At 48.6% G+C, this 21409-nt stretch carries 13 protein-coding genes; 12 read left to right on the top strand and 1 reads right to left on the bottom strand.

Translation table 11 applies throughout. The annotated features are described in order from the left end of the window. Positions 1–69: 69 nt before the first annotated feature. Positions 70–1701, bottom strand: a complete 1632-nt coding sequence (locus ACFVU8_RS14020) for a PucR family transcriptional regulator (RefSeq protein WP_387427973.1) — start codon at positions 1699–1701, stop codon at positions 70–72. 223 nt (positions 1702–1924) lie between these two features. Here ACFVU8_RS14020 and allC point away from each other — a divergent pair, with 223 nt between their 5' ends. The 12 genes from allC (at position 1925) to ACFVU8_RS13960 (ending at position 21246) form a co-directional block, all read left to right on the top strand. After that, on the top strand, positions 1925–3196 hold the full coding sequence (allC, locus tag ACFVU8_RS14015) for an allantoate deiminase (protein ID WP_387427972.1): 1272 nt from the start codon (positions 1925–1927) through the stop codon (positions 3194–3196). Between the two features lie 36 nt (positions 3197–3232). Further along, a complete protein-coding gene (locus ACFVU8_RS14010) occupies positions 3233–4471 on the top strand; it encodes a pyridoxal-phosphate-dependent aminotransferase family protein (RefSeq protein WP_387427971.1) in 1239 nt (412 codons plus the stop codon). 77 nt (positions 4472–4548) lie between these two features. Continuing rightward, positions 4549–5991, top strand: coding sequence for a uracil/xanthine transporter (locus tag ACFVU8_RS14005; RefSeq protein ID WP_387427970.1), 1443 nt, complete (start codon positions 4549–4551; stop codon positions 5989–5991). Beyond that, on the top strand, positions 5981–7294 hold the full coding sequence (locus ACFVU8_RS14000) for an amidase family protein (protein WP_387427969.1): 1314 nt from the start codon (positions 5981–5983) through the stop codon (positions 7292–7294). The genes ACFVU8_RS14005 and ACFVU8_RS14000 overlap by 11 nt, the downstream gene beginning before the upstream one ends. Before the next feature lie 319 nt (positions 7295–7613). Then, complete coding sequence (locus tag ACFVU8_RS13995; protein ID WP_387428030.1) at positions 7614–9002, top strand: NCS1 family transporter; 1389 nt, start codon at positions 7614–7616, stop codon at positions 9000–9002. Positions 9003–9036: 34 nt separating this feature from the next. Next, the gene (locus ACFVU8_RS13990; RefSeq protein WP_387427968.1) at positions 9037–10431 is read left to right on the top strand and encodes an allantoinase; all 1395 of its coding nucleotides are present in this window, start codon (positions 9037–9039) and stop codon (positions 10429–10431) included. A gap of 155 nt (positions 10432–10586) precedes the next feature. Further along, positions 10587–11681 (top strand): GntR family transcriptional regulator, encoded by a 1095-nt coding sequence (locus tag ACFVU8_RS13985; protein WP_387427966.1) that lies wholly within the window; start codon positions 10587–10589, stop codon positions 11679–11681. A gap of 309 nt (positions 11682–11990) precedes the next feature. Further along, the gene (locus tag ACFVU8_RS13980) at positions 11991–12902 is read left to right on the top strand and encodes an ABC transporter permease (RefSeq protein ID WP_066365077.1); all 912 of its coding nucleotides are present in this window, start codon (positions 11991–11993) and stop codon (positions 12900–12902) included. A gap of 13 nt (positions 12903–12915) precedes the next feature. Continuing rightward, positions 12916–13806: a carbohydrate ABC transporter permease gene (locus ACFVU8_RS13975; protein ID WP_175370711.1), complete on the top strand. Its 891-nt coding sequence runs from the start codon at positions 12916–12918 to the stop codon at positions 13804–13806. 122 nt (positions 13807–13928) lie between these two features. Beyond that, positions 13929–15590, top strand: a complete 1662-nt coding sequence (locus tag ACFVU8_RS13970; protein WP_387427964.1) for an extracellular solute-binding protein — start codon at positions 13929–13931, stop codon at positions 15588–15590. Positions 15591–15669: 79 nt separating this feature from the next. Next, positions 15670–17838, top strand: coding sequence for a glycosyl hydrolase family 95 catalytic domain-containing protein (locus tag ACFVU8_RS13965; RefSeq protein WP_387427963.1), 2169 nt, complete (start codon positions 15670–15672; stop codon positions 17836–17838). Positions 17839–18582: 744 nt separating this feature from the next. Then, positions 18583–21246, top strand: a complete 2664-nt coding sequence (locus ACFVU8_RS13960) for a glycoside hydrolase family 38 N-terminal domain-containing protein (RefSeq protein ID WP_387427961.1) — start codon at positions 18583–18585, stop codon at positions 21244–21246. Positions 21247–21409 lie beyond the last annotated feature (163 nt).

Below are 21409 nucleotides of genomic sequence, written 5' to 3'. Positions count from 1 at the left end.
CCTGTTCATTCTGGAGGAGCGCTGTTTCTTCGTGTTGACTTGAATTTCATTTACAATCAGCATTTCTGTTCACTCCCTCAGTTCATGCTCGGGTAACAATGCTTTAATCCGGAACGCCAGCCGCAAGCGAAGTGTTTCCTCTGGGTCCTTTAGGCTGCGCCCTAGCAGCTCTTCACATTTTTCCAATCGATATATCACTGTATTGCGGTGAATATAGAGGCGCTTTGCAGTTTCGGCGAGCTGGCAGTGGGTCTCCAGATAGACAGAGAGTGTCTGAAGCAGCAAGCGATGGTCCTTAATCGTCTCGTCGATGAATGCTTGAAACGTCTCCAGGTAGAACTTCTTAAGATGAGCATAGGGGATCAGGCGTAAAATTTCCGGTACCTCTTTTGGTTGATACAACTCGACAAAGCGGCAGCGACCCGCCATTCCACCGAAGTAGAGTGCTTCGCTGGCTTCCTTGTACGAGACCGGGATATGGATAAGTTGCTGGGCGTAACTACTTACGCCAAAGGACAGCGAAGCTTCATTATGCGTCTGAAGCCGGTCTTGTAGTCTCGACAGTCCTTGCAAGAAGGACGTTTCCACCTCTCGCCATTCGTCTGTCAGCAGCATCAGTAAGACGTAGTGCTTGTCGAGCAGGAATAGGCGAACGGTGTGGGGGAAGGTTCGGAGTTCGGACACTATATGATCGGCAATCCGATCTTGGTCTGATTTGTACTGTATAAAACTGAGAGACTTGTCTCCTCCATCAAGTTGTCCAACTGCGCAAATATAGCGTTGACTCTCCGGCAGCCCCAGCTCCCGCGCACGGCTGATAATCTCGTCTGCACTGGAAAAAGAGCCGTTGATGAATTTGCCAAAGAACTCATTCTGGATACGACGGCGGTTCTGATTGAGCGCTTGTTCTTTCATCAGATCGAAGGCGATAACGTTGGCAGCCTGTTCAATGGTCAGAATCGTCGAGCGATCTTTGGAGGACAGTTCAGCCTCTACACCAAGATAGTGGAGCTGCTGATAGGTATAGACAGGGAATAGAGTCAGAACACTTCGTTTTTCCTTTAGAAATGAAAAGCTGGAGAATGTTGAAGGAGGCGATAATACCAAACATCGTTCGGACATCAGTTGGTCTAGTTCTGCGGTCAAGGTCTGCCGCTGTGGCTTCCCTGCAAGAAGACGAAGGTGAGGATCAAGCAGAAAGACAGGAGTTTTAAGCAAGTTTGACAGGTCCAGCAGCACTTTAACCGTACCCTCGCCCTTCATTATATCATGGGTGAATTGGCGGTGGGCTTGCATTGCATTGTGCAGCTCATGTGTACGTACATCGAGAATATGGCTAAGTGACTTGTTCACAATGTCACCGAGCGAAGGTTCGACTGGAAGTTCCAGCAAGGGGACAGCCAGTTCGTTTGCGCGTTCGATCAGCACAGAAGGCAGAGTGCCAAGGAAGCGTTTTGTCTTGATTCCTAATCCCGAGCAGTTCTGACGCCCCATTTCCTCGATCAATAGCAGTAATGAAGGCAAGTCATCCTTGAAATGAAAGGCTGTCGTAATCAGCAGTTCATTGGGCTTGAGAAAGGTAATGATATCGGGGGCATCCATCATGTTGACCGTCAGTACTTCGCGTTCCAGCCCCGCGTTCCCTGCGACGATCTGCGTTCCGTTAAAAACAGGGATGTGTAACAATTCCTCTAGTTTCATGACAATGCCTCCTGACAATTCTCTGTATTAGTTATTGTGTACAATTATTACACCGGTTCTTCTACACCTACGTGCATGTTTTTTAGGTTGATTTATTTTACAATGAAGACAATGAATTTGCCAAGTCAACATTTTGTTATAAAATCTGACATGGATACAGAGTGGGATGTGAAGGTACAGACACAGGCAGACGGGCATGTAGTGAAAAATGGGGGAATGCGAAATGAGGATCGAACAACAACCGTTGGTGGTCCCGCCACCTACTGATCTGCATCAGCAGGTGAGTGAGATGATCGACTGGCTCGCAACTTATGGTGGTCAAGGGGAGCATGGGGATCACGGTGTGACCCGAACACTCTATTCTCCCGCATGGCAAGCGGCTCAGTCGGCCTTGGAGCATTGCATGCGAGAGGGCGGATTAATACCGCGCTATGATGATGTTGGAAATCTGTTCGGAAGACTTTCCGGCACGGAACAGGACGGTCGGGTGATTCTTACTGGTTCACATCTGGATACGGTTGTCGATGGTGGTAAATATGATGGAGCTTACGGGATTATTGCCAGTTTTATCGCTGTCCGTTATCTAAAAGAGCACTACGGGACACCGCGCAGGAGCATTGAGGTTGTGTCGCTTTGCGAGGAGGAGGGTAGTCGCTTTCCAATGACTTATTGGGGTTCTGGCAGTATGACTGGGATTCGTGACATGCAGCAGGTCGAAGGGATCGCAGATGCCGAGGGAATCTCATTCCGTGAAGCGATGGGGCAAGCAGGATTCGGAATGGGGATTCATCCTTCACCGCGTCGCGATGATCTGGAGTGCTTTATCGAACTGCATGTTGAGCAGGGCGAGGTGCTGGAGCGAGAAGGCCAATCCATCGGGATTGTCAGCCACATCGTTGGACAACGTCGTTATGAAGTTACGGTAAGCGGGGAAAGCAATCATGCGGGTACAACGCCAATGGAGTGGCGACGTGATGCGCTCCTGACTGCTGCTGAAATGATTCGGCTAGTGGGTGAGTGGGCGAAGCGACAGGGGGACGGATTAGTTGCTACCGTCGGACGGATGGAGATTCATCCGAATGTGGGCAATGTTATTGCGCGTGAAGTGACGTTTAGTCTTGATGTGCGGCACCCTGCTGCTGAAGTGATCCGTCAGTTCTGTGAGGCCTTGTTTATCGAGTGGGAAAAGGTCGCGGCGGCGCAAGGCACAACGCTTACGTATCACAAATGGATGGATGAAGACCCTGTAGCGATGTCAGAGCCACTGGCTTCCAAAGCGCAGATGATTCTGGCGCGTCAGGGAATCTCCCATCGCAGGATGACGAGTGGTGCGGGGCATGATTCACAAGTGTTCGGCACCTATTGCCCAACTTCGCTGTTATTTGTACCCAGTCATTTAGGGATTAGTCATTCCCCACGTGAGTTTACTGGAACAGATGAGCTGGTCTGCGGGGTTCGCTTGTTAATTGAACTGCTGTATGAGTTGGCGTATTAACGTATATCATGATATGGATTTGAGGAGGCAGACCAAATGACGAACTATCGGGAAATTCAAGCACCCTTACGGACAATTATGACACCTGGGCCTGTGGAGGTAGATCCTCGTGTGCTGCGTGCGATGAGTACGCCGATATTGGGGCAGTTCGACCCGGCGTTTACCGCGATGATGAACGAGACGATGGACATGCTCCGGCAAGTGTTTCAAACGAACAATAAGTGGGCATTCCCAATCGATGGTACATCGCGATCTGGTCTGGAGGCGGTGCTATGCAGCGTGATCGAGCCAGGCGATAGGGTGCTAGTGCCGATCTTTGGCCGTTTCGGGCATCTGCTTACGGAGATCGCCGAGCGCTGCGGGGCGGTTGTGCATCTGATGGAGTGTCCTTGGGGGCAGGTATTCGACCAGCAGGCGGTGATTGAAGAAGTGCGTCGTATTCAGCCCAAGGTGTTGGCTATCGTGCATGGCGAGACTTCGACGGGTTGTATGCAGCCGCTTGATCAGATTGGTCCTGCGTGCCGGGAACTTGGGGTATTGACGGTTGTTGATGCGGTAGCGACGCTGGGTGGAACGCCGGTCAAGGTGGATGAGTGGCAGCTTGATGCTGTGATCGGCGGTACGCAAAAATGTCTGTCCGTCCCGTCCGGAATGGCACCGATTACGTATAACGAAGGGATTGAGAAGCTGCTGTTGACGCGTAAAAAGGTTGAGCGCGGTGTCGCGCAGGAGCAGGATCGCCTTGAGGTGCGCGTGCCGATTCGAAGTAATTATTTTGACCTCAGTCAGCTTCAGGATTACTGGGGACCGCGTAGATTGAATCACCATACGGAAGCGACCTCGATGCTGTATGCGCTTCGTGAAGGTGTACGGATCGTGCTGGAGGAGGGGCTGGAAGCGAGATTCGAGCGGCATCGTCTGCATGAACGGGCGTTGATGGCGGGAATTCGTGGCATGGGCCTGGAGCTGTTCAATGATGTACCGTGGAAAGCGCCAATGGTGACTTGTGTAAAAATTCCGGCGGCCATCAATGGAGAATCGGTGCGGCAGATGCTGCTGGAACAGTTCGGAATTGAGATCGCTAGTTCGTTTGGTCCGCTGCATGGTCAAATCTGGCGGATCGGCACGATGGGCTACAGCTGTCGTAAGGAAAATGTATTGTTTGTGCTGTCTGCACTGGAAGCTGTATTGATTAGACATCAGGCGAAGATTGAGGTCGGACGTGGAATGCAGGCGGCGCTTGATGCGTACGGAGTGGAGCGGGCTGCAAACTGATGTAAGAGTGTCATGTGTTTTTCGGAGCACAGGGTTCGAATAGACTGAGGTCTTTGGGTTTAGAGGGAGGTCAGTCGGTGAGTGGGAAGCGTAGCAATGTCGAGAATAAACAGTGGCTTGGGGCTTTGCGTTGGGTTGCTGGTTTGCAGTGGTTTTTCTTTTTATTTACGAATACAGTGGTGATCCCGATTACGGTCGGAGCAGCATTTCGATTAGGGCATACCCAGGTAGAGATGCTGGTTCAAATCTCGTTTGTACTGACAGGCATTGCTAGTGTAATGCAGGCGGCAATCGGACATCGCAGGGCGATAATGGAAGGTCAGTCGGGGTTGTGGTGGGGAGTGATTCTCGGACTGTGCGCGGCTGCACCTTCCATCGGACGAAGTCTGCAGGAGGTTGGAGCGAGTCTGGCAGTGGGTGTAGTGCTGTCGGGAGTCGTGACGATTTTGCTTGGTGTTACAGGCTGGGGAGCCTGGCTGGCTCGGCTGTTCACGGCTCGGGTGATGGCGGTATTTATGTTTCTGCTCGGTTGTCGTCTGAACTTGATCTTCCTCGAAGGAATGATGGGCATATCTCCAGGCATGTCCGAGGCGCAGCGGGTGCTTCATCCAGCAGTATTCGGTTTAGCATCGGCGGTAGCCTTATTGACAATCTGGATTGTCATCAAGGGCGGACGCAGAGTGGCTCCTTATGCGCTGCTGATCGGAATCGTGGCGGGCTGGGCAGTGTATGCCGTGTTATTTGGAGCGGATCATGAGTTGACTGGGGTCACACAATCGGTACCAGCAAGCGTGACAAGTGAAGGGGGAGGTATAGGGCACTGGTTGTTTCCGGTAGGTGTGCCACAGAGCTGGGGCGGGCTAGATATTGGTGTGATACTGATCGCGGTAATTGCAGGACTGGTGAATACGTCCAATACGTTCGGGGCGATCAAGGGAACTGATGACATCTATGAACAGGAAGCAGACGACAAAACGTATCGGCGCTCGTTTACAATTAGCGGTGTACTTACAGTGTTGTCCGGTGTACTGGGGACGGTCCCTTATGCACCTTATGTGTCATCCATCGGCTTTCTTCAACAGACACGCATTAGGGAGCGGTTGCCGTTTGTACTGGGGGCGCTGTTCTTTATGATCGTCGGATTGATTCCGGTGGTGAGTGACTGGATGACATTGTTACCGCTGAGTATAGGAAGCGCAGTGTTGCTGGTGACGTATGTGCGACTGTTATTTTCATCGCTTAATTATTTCCGGCAAGTCAGAATGGAGGATCCGGTCAATCTGTACGCGGCGGGTATACCGCTTTTCGTAGGAGTGATCCTGATGGGGTTGCCTGCGACGACCTTTGTCTCACTCCCTGCATTACTGCGACCGTTACTCGGTAATGGCCTGCTTGTCGGAATTCTGCTGGCGCTGCTGATGGAGCTGATTCCGCATCGTCCGGAACGACTAGCATCAGAAGCTGATGTGAAAGCAGTGAAAGACGATTTTAACCAAGGAGGTGCGCCGGATGAGCTCTGATCAACATCATCGTGCTAACCAGACAAGCAGTAAGTCAGAACGGCAAGCTTATCAAGCCTATATTGCGCCGAATGTTATTGTGCCACCGACTGGCGAGGGTAGATTAAATGGTGCACGCTTCGCGCTCAAGGATGTCGTCGCGGTTGCGGGGCATACGAATGCAGCGGGCAATCCGGACTGGCTGCGCACCCATGAAGCGGCGCCCCGCCATGCGGAGGTTGTTCGGCGATTGCTGGCGGCGGGTGCTGCACTTGATGGCATGACACATACCGACGAACTGATGTACAGCTTGAACGGAGAAAATGCCCACTACGGCACGCCGATCAACCCGGCGGATTCAATGAGAATCCCTGGCGGCTCCTCCAGTGGTTCAGCAGTTGCGGCGGCAGCTGATGATATTGAATTTGCAATCGGCACTGACACAGGTGGATCGGTGCGGATTCCCTCATCCTATTGCGGGGTGTACGGTTTCCGTCCAACACATGGTGTGGTATCGCTGGATGGGGTGATTCCGCTGGCGCACAGTTTTGATACTGTGGGCTGGATGAGTCGGGAATTGCAGTGGATCGTTGAGGTTGGTGAAGTATTGTTGGCTGACGAGAGTGACCCAGCTGTCACTTCATTTCATAAGATCTATTTGGATGAAGAGACATGGGCCGTGCCGGAGGCGGCAGATCGGGACAAATTGCTGGCACATGTGGGCAAGTTTCAGGGGGATTATCTCTTGCCTTTGGGGTCTGTTCATCTGACTGACCAAGTGTGGAAGGGGTGGATGGAGCAATCTCTTTACTCAGTACCTGAGGAGTATGCATTGCTTGGTCAGGGGCTGACTTTGTGGTCGCAAGCTTTTCGTCTGCTGCAAGGAATGGAGATATGGCGGGAGCATGGGACATGGGTAACACAGCATCAGCCTGTCTTCGGATCGGGAATTGCAGAGCGGCTGAAGTGGACAAGTACGCTGAGGGAAGCGGATATCACTTGGGCGCAGGAACTGCGAACGGTGTTGCGTGCAGAACTGTCGAGTCTGCTAGGTGTCGATGGGCTGTTGGTACTGCCGACTGCGCCGGGTGTCGCTCCGCTGTGTGGGCTCCAAGGGGAGGAAGCTGAGGCATATCGTGCAAAAGTCATGCAACTATCGTGCATAGCGGGTCTGGCAGGGCTGCCGCAATTAACAGTTCCAGTATGGCGTGAGGACGGTCTGCCAATCGGGGTGTCATTCGTTGCCGCGCCGGGCCGGGATCGGGCGCTGCTGCATTGGGTGGCGGCAAGGTATGGTGATACAAGAGTGTCCACTGCTGAATAGATGAGGGTATTAATATCTTCATATCTTTTGAACTAAGTAACTGCCGAGTGTATGCCGGCAGTTTTTTTGTGCAGTTGAAGCTTGGTTTCCAACATGTCTATAACCGCTATTGTTATAAATGTAACATGACATGTGATTTTATTTTGTGCATATTCACCAATAGATTGAAAGATAATCTACGATTTTGCTGATGATTTATAAAAAATAGATGATAAAATGAAGAATATAAAGATTGAGTAAGGAAATATAACATAATTAAGTTATGTTATATAACCTATTAGATGGCGAACCAGAAAAAAGGGAGTGAGTGGAGATGTCTATGGATTTGGCGGGTCACATTCAGGAGCAGTCGCAATTGAAAGAAGAGATGTATGTTGACGAGTCCCTTCGACCGAAGCAAGAAAAGGATCGGAAAGTAGGGGTTATCTCTTACATGTTTATGTGGATCGGTGATGGTGTCAATCTAGGGAATATGACACTTGGTGCGAGCCTTATCGCTGCCGGCGTTGCTAACTTGAATCTCGTGCAGACTTTTGTAGCTGCGATCATCGCCATCGGGCTCATCTCAGTCATCTTCGCACTCAATGATCGCTTCGGCTATCGTACAGGCGTCCCGTATGTCGTACAGCTTCGGATGTCGTTTGGCACCAAGGGAGCGATCATCTCCTCCTTCCTTCGGGGCATACCGGCGATTATCTGGTACGGTTTCCAGAGCTGGGTTGGCGCAACGGCGCTCAATGAGATTGTCAAGGTCGTCACAGGCGGCAGCTTTGACAGTATTCCAGTTTGTTTTATTGCTTTGCAGCTTGTCCAGATCGGCCTTTCGCTATATGGGTTTCACGCGATTAAGTGGGTGGAGACGCTCGCATCAATCGTAATCGTACTCGCGCTAATCTATGTATTCGGACTGTTGGTGAATTCACACAGTGATGCTATCATGCATAACTGGGTCCATGCGAAGGGAACATGGGGCCTGCCGTTCTTCTCCTTTATCATGGTTTTTCTGGGTAACTACGCTGCAATATTCCTGAGTGCAGCAGACTACTCCCGCGAACTGAAGCCAGGGATCAGTGATGGGAAACGAAGCTTCCTGTACTTCAGCCCGATTACGGTCGCCTACGGCTTCGTACTGACAATCGGTGCGATGATGGCAGCGGCAACAGGGATCTCCAACCCGGTCAAGGCGTTCGCTATTGTTGTCAACAATTCGTATATCACCGTTGGTGTATCCGCGTTTATCGTGATCGGTGTTATTGCAGTTAACATGGTGGCGAATATTGTTCCTCCCGCATACGTTATCTCTTTTGTTACGAAACTAAAGTACAAACCTGCAGTAGCGATCACGGGTCTGCTGGCGCTTTGCTCCTTCCCGTGGGTGCTGGTAAAGGACTCTTCAGCGCATGGTCTGAACATGTTCGTCTTGATCTACTCGGCATTCCTAGGGCCAATCGTTGCGATTCTGCTGGTTGAATTCTATATCCTGCGTCGTCAGAAGGTGGATGTCGCTGAGTTGTACCGGGAGAACGGCAACTTTGCTGGTTACAATCCAAGCGCAATCCTCGCCATGACGCTTGGTGCTGCTGCGGCATTCATAGAAGTAGACCTCGGCTGGATCGTCGGCTTTATCGTGGCAGGGCTCTCATACTTTTTGCTGACGAAATATGCATTCAAAGGCTCGTCCTTCAAGCGCGGCACGATTTTCGAATAGATGGAACAAGGACAATACAAAGGAGCGAATCACGATGGAACAGATGGATCTAATCGTCCGTAATGGAGTAGTTGTACTCCCGACAGGTGTAGAGCAGGTTGACATCGGCATCAAGGATGGCAAGATCAAAGTAATTACATCGGGGCTGACTGCCTCAGCCCGTCAGGATTGGAATGCAGCGGGTCAGGTCGTTATGCCAGGGATGATTGATGTTCATGTTCATTTCAGTGAGCCGGGGCGTGAGCATTGGGAGGGGTTCTCTACTGGATCATCGATGATGGCGGCAGGAGGATGTACAACCTTCTTCGATATGCCACTGAACGGAATTCCTTCGACGGTTAACTGTGAAGCGCTGCTGGATAAAGCAAGGCTTGGCAATGAGAAGTCAGTCGTGGACTTCGGTTTGTGGGGCGGACTTGTGCCAGGGAATGAAGACGATCTTACGCCGCTTGCGAAGTCTGGTGTTATCGGATTTAAGGCATTTCTGTCTACGACAGGTAACAAAGAGTTCGAAGCCGTAGATGAGATGACGCTGCTCAGTGGAATGAAGCAGATCGCCAAGCTGGGCAAAGTGCTGGCGTTGCATGCGGAGAGTGCGGCGATCACGAATTGGCTCAAGGCGGAGAAGGAACAGGCAGGCTGTGTAAGTGCCGATGATTATCTGGCGACACGACCGATCCTTGCTGAAGTCGAAGCGGTTGAGCGGGCGCTGTATTATGCAGAGATCACCGGTTGTGCACTGCACTTCGTGCATATCAGTTCTGAGGCAGCGGTGGGCAAGATAGAGGATGCGAAAAGCCGCGGAATGAATGTAACTGTAGAGACGTGTGCGCACTATCTGCTATTTAATCATGACGCTCTTCGCGAACGGGGCAGCATTGCCAAATGTGCGCCCCCACTGCGTGAAGCCTCTGAGCAGAAGAAGCTGATTGAACTGGTCGCTGCAGGCAAGTTCGACATGCTGACCTCGGACCACTCGCCATGTCCATATGACATGAAAGACCCTAAGGATTTCAATTTGTTTCAGGCGTGGGGCGGCATTAGCGGCGGGCAGTTTACGCTGCTGGCTGCACTGGAATTGTCTCAGACGAACCATATTCCGCTGGAACAGATCGCCCGTATGACCGCTTCCGCTCCTGCCGAGCGCTTTGACCTTGCAGATCGCAAAGGCAAGATTGCCGTAGGCATGGACGCCGATCTGGCGATTATCGACCTGGATACACCATTTACCGTAACTGAAGACAATTACTACGCCAAACATAAGCAAAGTCTGTACATGGGGCATACTTTCCCAAGTAGCATTGTCGGAACGATCGTGCGTGGTAAGGTTGTTGTACAAGATGGGCGTGTGCTGGAGAACGAGGGCATAGGTAAGGACGGTCAATGGCAGAAACCGGAGGGAACGCAATTAGTAGATATAATGGGTTGATCGCATTGACATACAGAGCGTCATATTCATCGCCTTCTTATCCATCCACAACTTCAGACGAGGTTGTGGATTTTGTTTTCTTGTATCAAGAAACTTGACACAGATTGGGGCGAAGGGTACAGTGAATGATAAGATTACATGAGGAGAATGAAGCTGTGGCTAAGTACTCGGTTATCAAAGAGGATATTAAGCAAAGGCTGATAAGCGGAGAGTGGACTGAGGGCTACAGGCTGCCATCCAGCCGCGAGTTCGCCCAATATTATGAGTCTAGTGTGAATACGATTGAAAAGGCAATCAAGGAGCTCACGGAGGAAGGGTGGCTTATCCGGGATAGCCGCAGAGGAACCTTCATGAATAAAGAGAAGGAGATTTTGCAAGGTGGTACGCGTCTGGTGGCTGCTTTTGTGTTCGGCATCGATAATCCGATCTGGGCGACTGCACTGCGGGGAGTGGAAGATGCCTTGTTTCTACGAGGCTACCAGCTGCTAAGTTCAAGTGATGACCGGAATCTTGAAAAGCTGGAATCCCTCGTACGAGGGGCAGTCGAAAGAAAGGTAGAAGGGGTGATCCTAAGTCCCTTTATGAGTGAAGGGCATGAAGAGATTAATAATCGGATCTTCTCCTTACTTCAGGATCACGGGATCAAATACATAAGCTTGGATCGGGTGGTCTACAACACAAGCATTCCGTATGTAACCAGCGATAATATTGCAGGCGCTTACAACCTGACCAAGCTGCTCATCGAACAAGGACATAGGCAAATGCTATTTATTAAAAATAGTAATATAAGCACGATCAATGAACGGCTTATGGGCTTCAAGCAGGCAATTGTTGACTCGGGACTGCCGTATTCGCATGAATTCGAAGTGTTTATTCCCACCAAGTATGAGGATTTCTCTGATGAATTTGACCATTATTGTGAAGTTCTAGAGAGAAAAATGAAAGAAATGTCGTTCACGGCTGTATTTACTGCAAATGATCAAATTGCCGAGGCAGCTCTCCGCTCGTTACAAAGTCTGAATGTTCGCGTACCTGAGGATGTATCGCTCGTCACCTATGATGCAGAAAATTTAAACCGCCGAATCAAATTAAATGTAACCGGGATCACACAGCCTTTTTATGAAATGGGACAATGTGCTGCCGGGTTATTGCTGAACATGATTGATGGCAACGAAGATCAGTTGTTTTACGGACAAGTATGCAAATCCAACATTTATATCGGGGAGACTGTTCGCTCGATAGGCACCTGAATATTTTTATAATCTTGAAAGGTCAGCTTGTATCCAAATGAACATTTGGCACAAATTTGATAGCGGCTTTGTTGAAATTCCGTTGCGGACTTTCAATGAGGTCGCTTTTTTTCGTTTCTTAATTGGATAGTAATCAGTGGAATTAGAGTTTTGATATAGCATCTGTATCATTTATTGTATCATTTATATTCTAATTATAAATCATATATTGACACAGATATTCAATGGTTGTATTCTTTGTTGTAAGCGGTAACATTGCTTTTTCTAGAGAAGCTTTAAGTGCCAAGTTTTTGAAGGGGGAAAGCAGAGATGGTAACTTCACACAAGTTTTTCAAACGATTTTGGAAGCAACGTTACTTATTTTTAATGGTATTGCCTGGATTTTTGGTTGTACTGGTGTTTAGTTACTTTCCAATGTACGGGATACAGATCGCCTTCAAAAAGTATAGTGCGGTTCGAGGGATGTGGGGCAGTGAATGGGTAGGATTTAAGTACTTCATTTTATTCTTTCAAGATCCTATGGCAATGAGGGTACTTAAGAACACCATATTGTTAGGTATCTACTCCTTGTTATGGGGATTTCCCGCCCCGATCATTCTGGCCTTGCTATTCAACGAATTAAGGTTTCCTAAATTCAAAAAAGCGGTACAGACCATATCCTACTTGCCGCACTTTATTTCCACGGTCATTATTGTGGGTATTCTTCGGACCTTTACCGAGAGAGAAGGGTTGTTTAACAAAATTGCAGGTTGGTTCGGCGTCGATCCGATTGTGTTTCTGTCAGAGCCTGAATGGTTCAGGACCATATTTATCAGTTCAAACATATGGCAGGGGATCGGTTTTGGTACAATTTTGTACCTGGCGGCATTAAGCAGTGTTGATCCTACGTTATATGATGTTGCGAGTATTGACGGTGCAAACCGCTGGCAGAAGGTGCGAAATATTAACTGGCCGCATATCAAACCAACGACGATTATTTTGCTTATTTTGTCCCTTAGCGGGATTTTGGGTACGGATTTTCAGAAAATCCTTATGCTGTATAACCCGGACACCTATGAGGTTGCGGATGTTATTGGGACCTATCTTTACCGTGAAGGGATTATGGGGTCAAGATTTGAATATACGACCGCCATTGGGCTCTTCCAGTCCTTGGTTGCATTTATTTTGCTCATAGGAGCAAACATGTTAAGCCGTAAAGTATCAGACACAAGTATTTGGTAGGGGGCGACCGGACATGGTAGGTAAAGAAAGTATTGGTTCAAAAATATTTGACGTGTTCAATATTTTGTTGATGCTGCTGCTATGTGTGGTCATGCTATATCCATTCTTGCACGTCATTGCAGTTTCTTTAAGCAGTTCTGAACCTATTCTTAGAGGCGATATTACGATTTTTCCGAAGGGCTTTAATGTAGGCGGTTACAAATATATTTTCCAGGACCCATTTCTGTATTCAGGCTACGCGCATTCCATTATATATGCACTGGGTTCCACCTTGTTCATGCTGACTTTTACCTCATTAATGGCGTATCCGCTGACGCTCCCGGACTTCATGGCCAAAAAATTTCTTTCGATCTTTCTGGTCATTACGATGTTCTTTAGTGGCGGCTTGATTCCTTCTTATTTGCTCGCACGGAGTCTTCATTTGCTTGATACCTATTGGATCATGATTATCCCCGGCTGTGTATCTGCGTTTAATGTATTTTTGTTCAGGTCCTTTTATCAATCCATACCAGCCGATTTGCGCGAATCCGCTGTTATTGATGGGGCTAACGATATTCAAATCTTAACCAAAATTTATTTGCCGCTCTCCAAGCCGCTTCTGGCGACATTTGCTCTATTCGGCATTGTTGGCAGCTGGAATGGATGGTTTGAAGCACTGGTGTATCTTCAGGACGAGAATAAGTATCCATTACAGCTGATCTTAAGAAAATATTTATTCTCCCTTTCCTTCGATTCAGGAACCGGAACAGAAGTCATGCAAGCGATGCTGGCACAAATGAATGTGAATGCGAAGAATATTCAAATGGCGATTGTTGTTATTGCGATGTTCCCCATCATGGTGATCTATCCGTTCCTCCAAAAATACTTTGTGAAAGGCGTCATGATTGGTGCTGTTAAAGGTTAATTTTCCGAGGCAGCTGAGAGGAGTGGTGGTTATTAGAAAAGAGACCTGAGCATAGCGGCATAGCACGTACCCTGTAATTGTTAATGAAAGACAAAAAGATGAGTATGTTTTCAGGAGGGGTAATGATGAGACAACGCTTCAAATTATCTTCTTTATTGCTTGCAGGTGTATTAAGCATAGGAACCATCTTGGCAGGATGCAGCTCTAACGCTACTTCCACAAATTCGGGAAACAGTGACACTGCGGAGCAAGCTGGAACGCTAAGCTTTTCTGTAACCTTGCCTTCCTTTGGCGCCAAAATAGAAGATTCTATGGTGCACAAGGAATGGATTAAACAGATGGAAGCGCTAACGGGTAAGAAATTGGACATTAAATATAATTACATCCCGATTGGCGAATACGAGGAGAAATCCAAGCTGCTGCTGGCGAGCGGTGATACGACAGATTTGTTCATGGTCATGAGCAAAGACCTCTTTAAGCAATATGAAACAGAGGGCACGTTCCTGGAGCTGAGCGAGTATAAAGACCTTCTGCCTAACTATATGAGCTTAATCGACCAAGCGACCGATGGGAAAATCAAGGCGATCCGCTCAGATGGACAGTTCTATGGATTATGGAATATTGACCTTCCAAGGCAAGCAAAAGATAAAGGCATGGGCGTATACTCGCCGGTAACCTATCGATATGATATTTTTCAAAAGGAAGGTATCAATATTCCAAGCACGATAGATGAGCTGTATGCAGCCGCAAAAACGTTAAAAGAGAAATATCCGAACTCCTATCCGGTGAATACGCAAAGCGGTTCCTTCGATCCACTCTTTTATGCTAACCACAATGGAGGCACGTCCATCTATTGGAACGGAAAAAATTATGTTTACGGACCGTTCGAAGAATCGTATAAGGAAGCGCTGCAGTTTGCCAATAAGCTGTATGCGGATAAGCTGCTAGATCCTGAGGTGTTCTCGGATAAAACCGATGCTATTAAGAAAAAAGCAATGAGCGGCACGAACTTCATTTTGCTGTCCAACTGGTTTACCTTCCCGGGTGACTGGAATCGCGCATCAACGGGAGGGGAGAAGTTCGTCATTTCGCTATTCCCCGATAATCCGAAATACGGGAAAGCATGGCAAAGTGTGAACGACTTCAGCTCCGTCGGAGTTAGCTCGGGTGCGGTGATGGTGGTCAGTCCGAAGGCTAAGAATGTGAAGGATTTAGTGAAGCTGTTGGATTTGCAATATAAACCGGAAATTATAAACCTGATTACTTGGGGGATTGAAGGTACGAGCTACACCAAAGATGCCAGCGGCAAACCAACCTTTGTGGATTCGATTAAACATGCGGAGAACCCATGGATTGAAGGCGATAAATACGGAACGAGATCAAGCAGCTCCTACCGGCCTGGTCTGCAAATGGCCATTGATACGAGAGCATTCGTTGATTTTGCGCCTAAGGACTCAGGTATTGTAGATGGCAAACTGGTTGAAGAACCATGGGAAACTGCGTTCCAAAATATGCCGTTCCCTAATGATTACGTACCTCCAATGATTTTCGAGCCTAGCCTTGAATTTACAGATGATGAACGCGAGCAGATCACCTCAGTCATGTCGCCGGTAAATACGTATGTAGCAGAGATGCAGAACAAATTCGTGAATGGCAAAGAAAGCTTTGATAAATGGGCTGATTTCCAGGCTAAGATTAAGAAAACAGGCGATCTCGATAAAGTTCTTAAGATCTATGACGATGCGTTGAAGAGATATGAGGAAAGACGTGCAGCGAATAAATAATTAGCGATCATGCCCGCTATGTTCCTTCTAGGGGGGCGGGCATGATTTTGAACATTAAAAACTGGTGGTGGAACCTTACATGGAAGCTGTGGAATGGAAACAAAGAGTGGAGAAGTATAAGGGAATCTTTACGGAGCCTCCGAAAATTGTCCCTACAGACAAGGTCGTCGATAGCCCGGTCATTGGCAATGGCGATCTCGGTGTCACTATTAGCGGAAAGCCTGAACAGCAGCGCATATGGATCTCGAAAAATGATTTCTGGAAAGCGCAGCTGATGTATTCGAATGGTAGCCCGTGCTTGCTCGGCGGGATTGATGTTCATATACCCGATCTGGCCAATGCTTCGTATTATAGCGAGCAGCGACTGGATGAAGCAACTATTGTATCGACATTTCATGGAGCGGCAGCGTCGGTCAAGATGACCTCCTGGATTTCATCCCTGGAAAATGTGTTAATCGTGGAGCTGAGCAGTGAAAAGCAAGCCGTTTCCGTTACGCTGGATCTGTGGGTGCAGACCGGAAATGGCTCGGAAACGGAGCAGGGACAGGATGGCGATACTGCGTGGGCGGTACGTAAATTTACCGGTGAAGGCATCGAATGGCCAACGGAAGGCGCTATTGCTATGTGCAGCTCGTCAGGAAGTCATTCCTTTGAACTACAGCCTGGAACCAAACAATATATCGTTGCCTCCGTGGCGACGAACCATGATGAGGACAACTACTTACAGGAGTCGATTAGCAGAGCGGGGCTTATCGACGAGAAGCGGATTGCTTCGCTGCGTTCAGAGCACACCGACTGGTGGAGCGGGTTCTGGGCAAAGTCTGCCATTGAAATCGGGGATGAACTGCTAGAGAAGTTCTGGTACGGCTCCCATTATATTATGGCTTGCTGCAGCCGCAACAAGAAGTTCGCGCCAGGATTATTCGGCAATTGGATCACGACAGATAACCCGGAATGGGCGGGAGACTATCATTTGAATTACAATTACCAGGCTCCTTGGTGGGGCGTGTATTCGTCCAACCACATTGAGCTGAGTGAACCGTATGATACACCGCTGCTGGAGTATATGGTGAACGGTCGCCGGTATGCAGAGGAGTATTTGGGATGTAGAGGGATCTATTACGATGTTGGTATTGGCCCGAAAGGGTTACCTACAGCACTATGTAATACGCCTTATGAGAACGGACACATGTTTTTGGGACAGAAGAGTAATTCGGCGCTAAGTACAGTCAACATGCTGATGCGGTTTTACTATACGTATGACTTGGAATATGCCCGTTATGTGTACCCGTTCCTGATTGAGGTGGCGAATTTCTGGGAGGATTATCTGACCTTCGAGGATGGCCGTTACGTGATTTACCGTGATGCTATTCATGAAGTCGGAACCTATACAGAGTCCCACGACAATGAGGATTGGGACCGCGGCCTGGAGGATATGAATCCTATTCTTTCATTAGCACTTATACGGATGTTATTTAAAGGGCTGCTCGATATTTCAGGGCAATTGCAGCTTGATGGGGATCGTCATGAGAAGTGGACTCATATCTTGGAGCATATCAGCGATTATCCGACGTTTGAGCGCGAAGGGAAAACGATATTCCGCTTAACGGAGCAAGGACACGAATGGTGGGGAGACAATACGCTCGCCATCCAGCATATCTGGCCTGCTGGCGGGATTGGTCTAGATTCAGATCCACAGCTTCTGCAGATTGCCAAGGATACGATTACGGTGTTGAACCGCTGGACGGATTATAACGGCTTTCCAACCATATTCACCGCCGCCGCGCGTGTCGGTTATGATCCTGAGACTATTCTTCGTGAGCTCCGCCGCCAATGCTCGGAGCATAGCTTCCCGAATCTGTTTATTTTCTTCGGCGGAGGGGGCATTGAATGCTGTAGTGGCGTACCTTCTGCTATCAACGAAATGCTGCTGCAAAGCCATGAGCAGGTGATCAAGCTGTTCCCGGTTTGGCCGCAGGAGAAGGCTGCCCGTTTCCATAACCTGAGAGCCGTTGGAGCATTTCTTGTATCTAGCGAGCTGTCGGAAGGAAAGGTGACGCATATTGACCTTACTAGTGAGAAGGGCAGGATCTGCAGCATCTTGAATCCATGGTCAAACGGCGAGTTCTCTATTATAGAAATAGATGGCGCTGGTGATCAGCAAAGGGACGTTGAGTGGCAGTTGTCTGGAAACATCATCTCTTTTAATACAGAAGCCGCCAAGTCTTATAGGCTGCTGGGACATTAGATATAAAACTACTATACAAGATGAACAAAAGATAGTAACGAAAGCGATGAGGAACGAAGGGGGAAGTTTGGAACTGTAGGAGCGAAAGTGATCGTCTGAAAGCTTTCCACCGGAAAGCTCGCATCGGAAGCATACGTTGTCTCCAGATTTCAACCGCTAGAAGCGGTATATTCCCCTTCACTAGTCGCCATACAGTGAAAAAAGAGGGCCATCTCCTCAACTAAAGGCATTTTTGTACCTTATTTTTCTTTAATATAGGTAAATAAGGGTAATAAGGGCGTTTTTGTATCTTATTTTGGAAAAAACACGCTCGATGGGCTATTATGGAAGATTTAAGGTACAATATTGCACTTAATCTCCACTAACCCCTAACTGCAGAGGATTTAAGGTACGAAAATGCCGTTAATTACACTTTGATCCTTCTTATATAAGCTCTCTTTTTCTTGGCTATGTTTGTTTTGTGAATTCGCAAATAGCGAGAAGGAATGGAGGGGGAAGTTTGGAACTGTAGGAGCGAAAGCGATCGCCTGAAAGCTTTCCACAGGAAAGCCCGCACCGGAAGCATACGCTGTCTCCAGATTTCAACCGCTAGAAGCGGTCTAATCAAAGAAATCTGGGGACAACAGCGGCCGAAAGTCCAAACGTTTTCCGCAATGATGATCAAACCCCGTGTAAGAATTCTAAGTTCAATCTATATAGTTACGCAGTAACGAGAGCAAATCTAGCATGTCAGGAGGAAAGTCTGTGTCAAAAATTAAAGAAATACTTGTGCTTCACCACAGCCATTTGGATATCGGCTATACTCATGCGCAGCCTATTCTACTAGAGCTGCAAAAGAAATATATCGATCAGGCCCTGCAATTATGCGAAGCGACCGAGAATTGGGCGGAGGAGAATAAATTCCGCTGGACCTGTGAATCCGGTTACCCTGTGCTGAGGTGGCTGGAAGATGCAACCGAAAAACAGGTTGAGCAGTTCCGCCGTTATCTGCACAATGGGCAAATGAGCATCTCCGCTTCGTTCCTGCATACAACACCTCTTGTGAGTGCGGAGCAAACGGCTCATATGCTGCAGCCCATCAAGGAGCTGCGCAGCCGATTTGGGATCGATATCACCACGGCTATTCACCATGATGTCAATGGTCAGCCGTGGCCTTACAGCCAATTGCTGCTTGATGCCGGTGTAGAGTTCTTCATCATGGGAATCAACATCCATATGGGTACCGTTCCCTTCAAAAGGCCGAACGCTTTCCACTGGGAGACGCCTGATCATAGAAAGCTGCTGACGTTCAACGGTGAGCATTATTCTCTGTTCAGCCAAATTTGTAATGTAAACGATAAAAACACGGAGCTTATGGCGGAAGGTCTTGCCCAATATTTAAAGAAGATCGAGGATAATCCAGACTATCCATTCGATTTCGTCTATTTAACCGCAACCAATCTGCCGCTATACGATAACAACCCGCCGGATCAGGATTTAGCAGACCTCATCAAACAATGGAATAGCGAGTCGCGCGAACAGCGAATTTCATTCGTGACGCCGGAGCAGCTGTACGCAAGAGTACGCAAGCATACGGAGGAGCTTCCTACATATGCCGGGGATTGGACAGACTATTGGAACTTTGGTTCCGGCAGTGCAGCCAAGGAAACGAAGCTGAATCGCCGCACGAAGCAAGGGATGAAGGCAGTCGAGCTGCTGGAAGCCTTCCAAGGGGAGGCCGATGGAAGATATCCGGCGATCAAACGGCAAGCTTGGGAGCAAATCCATTTATACGACGAACACACCTGGGGGGCATTTAACGCCATCGCCGATCCCGATCATTTGAATGTTGATATTCAATGGGCACACAAAGCGCACTACGCGTACCAAGGCAATAGTCTAACTGGCTACTTGCTTGGAAGCCAACTGGAGCAGCTCACCGCAAATCCGATTCAGGGGGATGACCCCGAGGGGATTATGCTTGTGAACTATTCATCGGCTCCAATCAAGCATGACCTGCGGGTTCCTTCAAGCTTTCGAGCGCCTGGACGGCATCTGAGCGCCGACAGAATGAGGCAAGTGCTTATGAACAACGATCGTCTAACTGGCGGAGAGAGCTATGGCGTGATTGAACTGCCGCCGTTCAGCTGGCGTAAAATTCCGTTCGATAAGCTGCAGAAGGCGGAGCAGGCTGCAAATCTTGAAGCTTTTCCCGGCTCCAAGGAGCAATGGAACGATCCGTTTAGTGCGATGAATCGGGGATTTGAAATCAAAGTACTAGACGGTCATATTGAGTCTCCGTATCACCGGCTACAATTCGATCCCGTTCGGGGAAGAATTCTGAGCTTGTATGACAAGCAAAACGGCTGGGAAACGCTTGATTTGTCCAGTCCGTGGACGTTGTTCCAATATGTTCAGGAGACGATTGACACGACCGCTGCTGAAAATAGCAGACAAACTATTTTTTCGCGGGATGTTGAGAAAGGCAATAATAGCATCAGCTGCTGGAATAACGACTGGCCTGCCGCAAGGCAGACGTATTCCCGCTTGCTCGACTGTTTCGTTGAGCAGGGGGCAAATGATGCAACACTGGTGCTACAGTGGGATGCGCCTGGAGTAGATAATCTGGAGCAGCGCTTCACGCTATTCAGCTACCGTCCGGAGATTGAGATCAAAGTTTCTTATATGAAGCAAGACATCACCACTCCGGAAGGAACGTATTTCGCGATTCCGCTCAATTTGCGAGACTGGCGATGCTTCTACGATACTGCCGGACAGCTTGTGGAGCTGGATGAGCAGCAGCTGCCGGGTGTATGCAGAGATTTTGTGACCGTGGACAAAAGCGTTTCCCTATTCGCCGGCGACCATGGTGTAACACTGGTTTGCCCCGATGCACCTTTGGTGCAAGTAGGGGATTTCAATTTCGGCAGAGAGCACAAGCAAATTGACAAGTCGGGCAATCCCTTACTGTTGGCTTGGCCTATGAATAACTACTGGGAAACGAACTTTAGAGCGCGCCAGCCTGGTTTTAATTCTTTTACTTATGTGCTGTCGACTTATCGTGCGTTCGAACCATCAGCCATTACTGAAGCTTCCACTCAAGGTGTATCACAAATCTATGCCACCCCTGTTCTGGATTGCAAGCAGGAGGAAGAAGGACAATTCATCACCTTTGAGGGTGAACATGTGCACATTTTCGATGTGAAACCGGCGGAGACAAGTAAGGGCATCATTGTGCGGGTAAGGAATGTGAAGGAGGACAATGCAGAGGCTCGCTTGAGCTTTCCAGGCAGAGTGATTGCGGAAGCGTACGAGTCCAATGTTCTGGAGGAGCAGCTGAATCCATTGGCTACCCAGGATGTAGGCACGTTACACATCAACCTTGGTGCCAAGCAAGTGCGGCATTTGCTGGTTATATTAGAAGCATAGGGTTAAGAAAGACGAAAAACGAATTTTCACCGGAGTAGCCTATTGTCTGGAGAATCGGTAAATGTAAAAAAACCTTCAAGCGGATGCCTTGTGATTGCAGCATGGCATTACCGCTTGAAGGTTTTTTTTCTATGAGAAGCAACTTTAAAATTATACTGATATA

It is taken from the genome of Paenibacillus sp. NPDC058177 (assembly GCF_042883835.1).
Taxonomy (GTDB): domain Bacteria; phylum Bacillota; class Bacilli; order Paenibacillales; family Paenibacillaceae; genus Paenibacillus_AQ; species Paenibacillus_AQ agri.
The sequence above is the reverse complement of the archived record's forward strand: the minus strand, read 5'-3'. Positions and strand labels throughout refer to the sequence as shown.

Coding starts and splice junctions, on each gene's coding strand:
- ACFVU8_RS14020 (WP_387427973.1), bottom strand. CDS start 1,701: ATGAAACTAGAGGAATTGTTACACATCCCTGTTTTTAACGGAACGCAG.
- allC (WP_387427972.1), top strand. CDS start 1,925: ATGAGGATCGAACAACAACCGTTGGTGGTCCCGCCACCTACTGATCTG.
- ACFVU8_RS14010 (WP_387427971.1), top strand. CDS start 3,233: ATGACGAACTATCGGGAAATTCAAGCACCCTTACGGACAATTATGACA.
- ACFVU8_RS14000 (WP_387427969.1), top strand. CDS start 5,981: ATGAGCTCTGATCAACATCATCGTGCTAACCAGACAAGCAGTAAGTCA.
- ACFVU8_RS13995 (WP_387428030.1), top strand. CDS start 7,614: ATGGATTTGGCGGGTCACATTCAGGAGCAGTCGCAATTGAAAGAAGAG.
- ACFVU8_RS13990 (WP_387427968.1), top strand. CDS start 9,037: ATGGAACAGATGGATCTAATCGTCCGTAATGGAGTAGTTGTACTCCCG.
- ACFVU8_RS13980 (WP_066365077.1), top strand. CDS start 11,991: ATGGTAACTTCACACAAGTTTTTCAAACGATTTTGGAAGCAACGTTAC.
- ACFVU8_RS13975 (WP_175370711.1), top strand. CDS start 12,916: ATGGTAGGTAAAGAAAGTATTGGTTCAAAAATATTTGACGTGTTCAAT.
- ACFVU8_RS13970 (WP_387427964.1), top strand. CDS start 13,929: ATGATGAGACAACGCTTCAAATTATCTTCTTTATTGCTTGCAGGTGTA.
- ACFVU8_RS13965 (WP_387427963.1), top strand. CDS start 15,670: ATGGAAGCTGTGGAATGGAAACAAAGAGTGGAGAAGTATAAGGGAATC.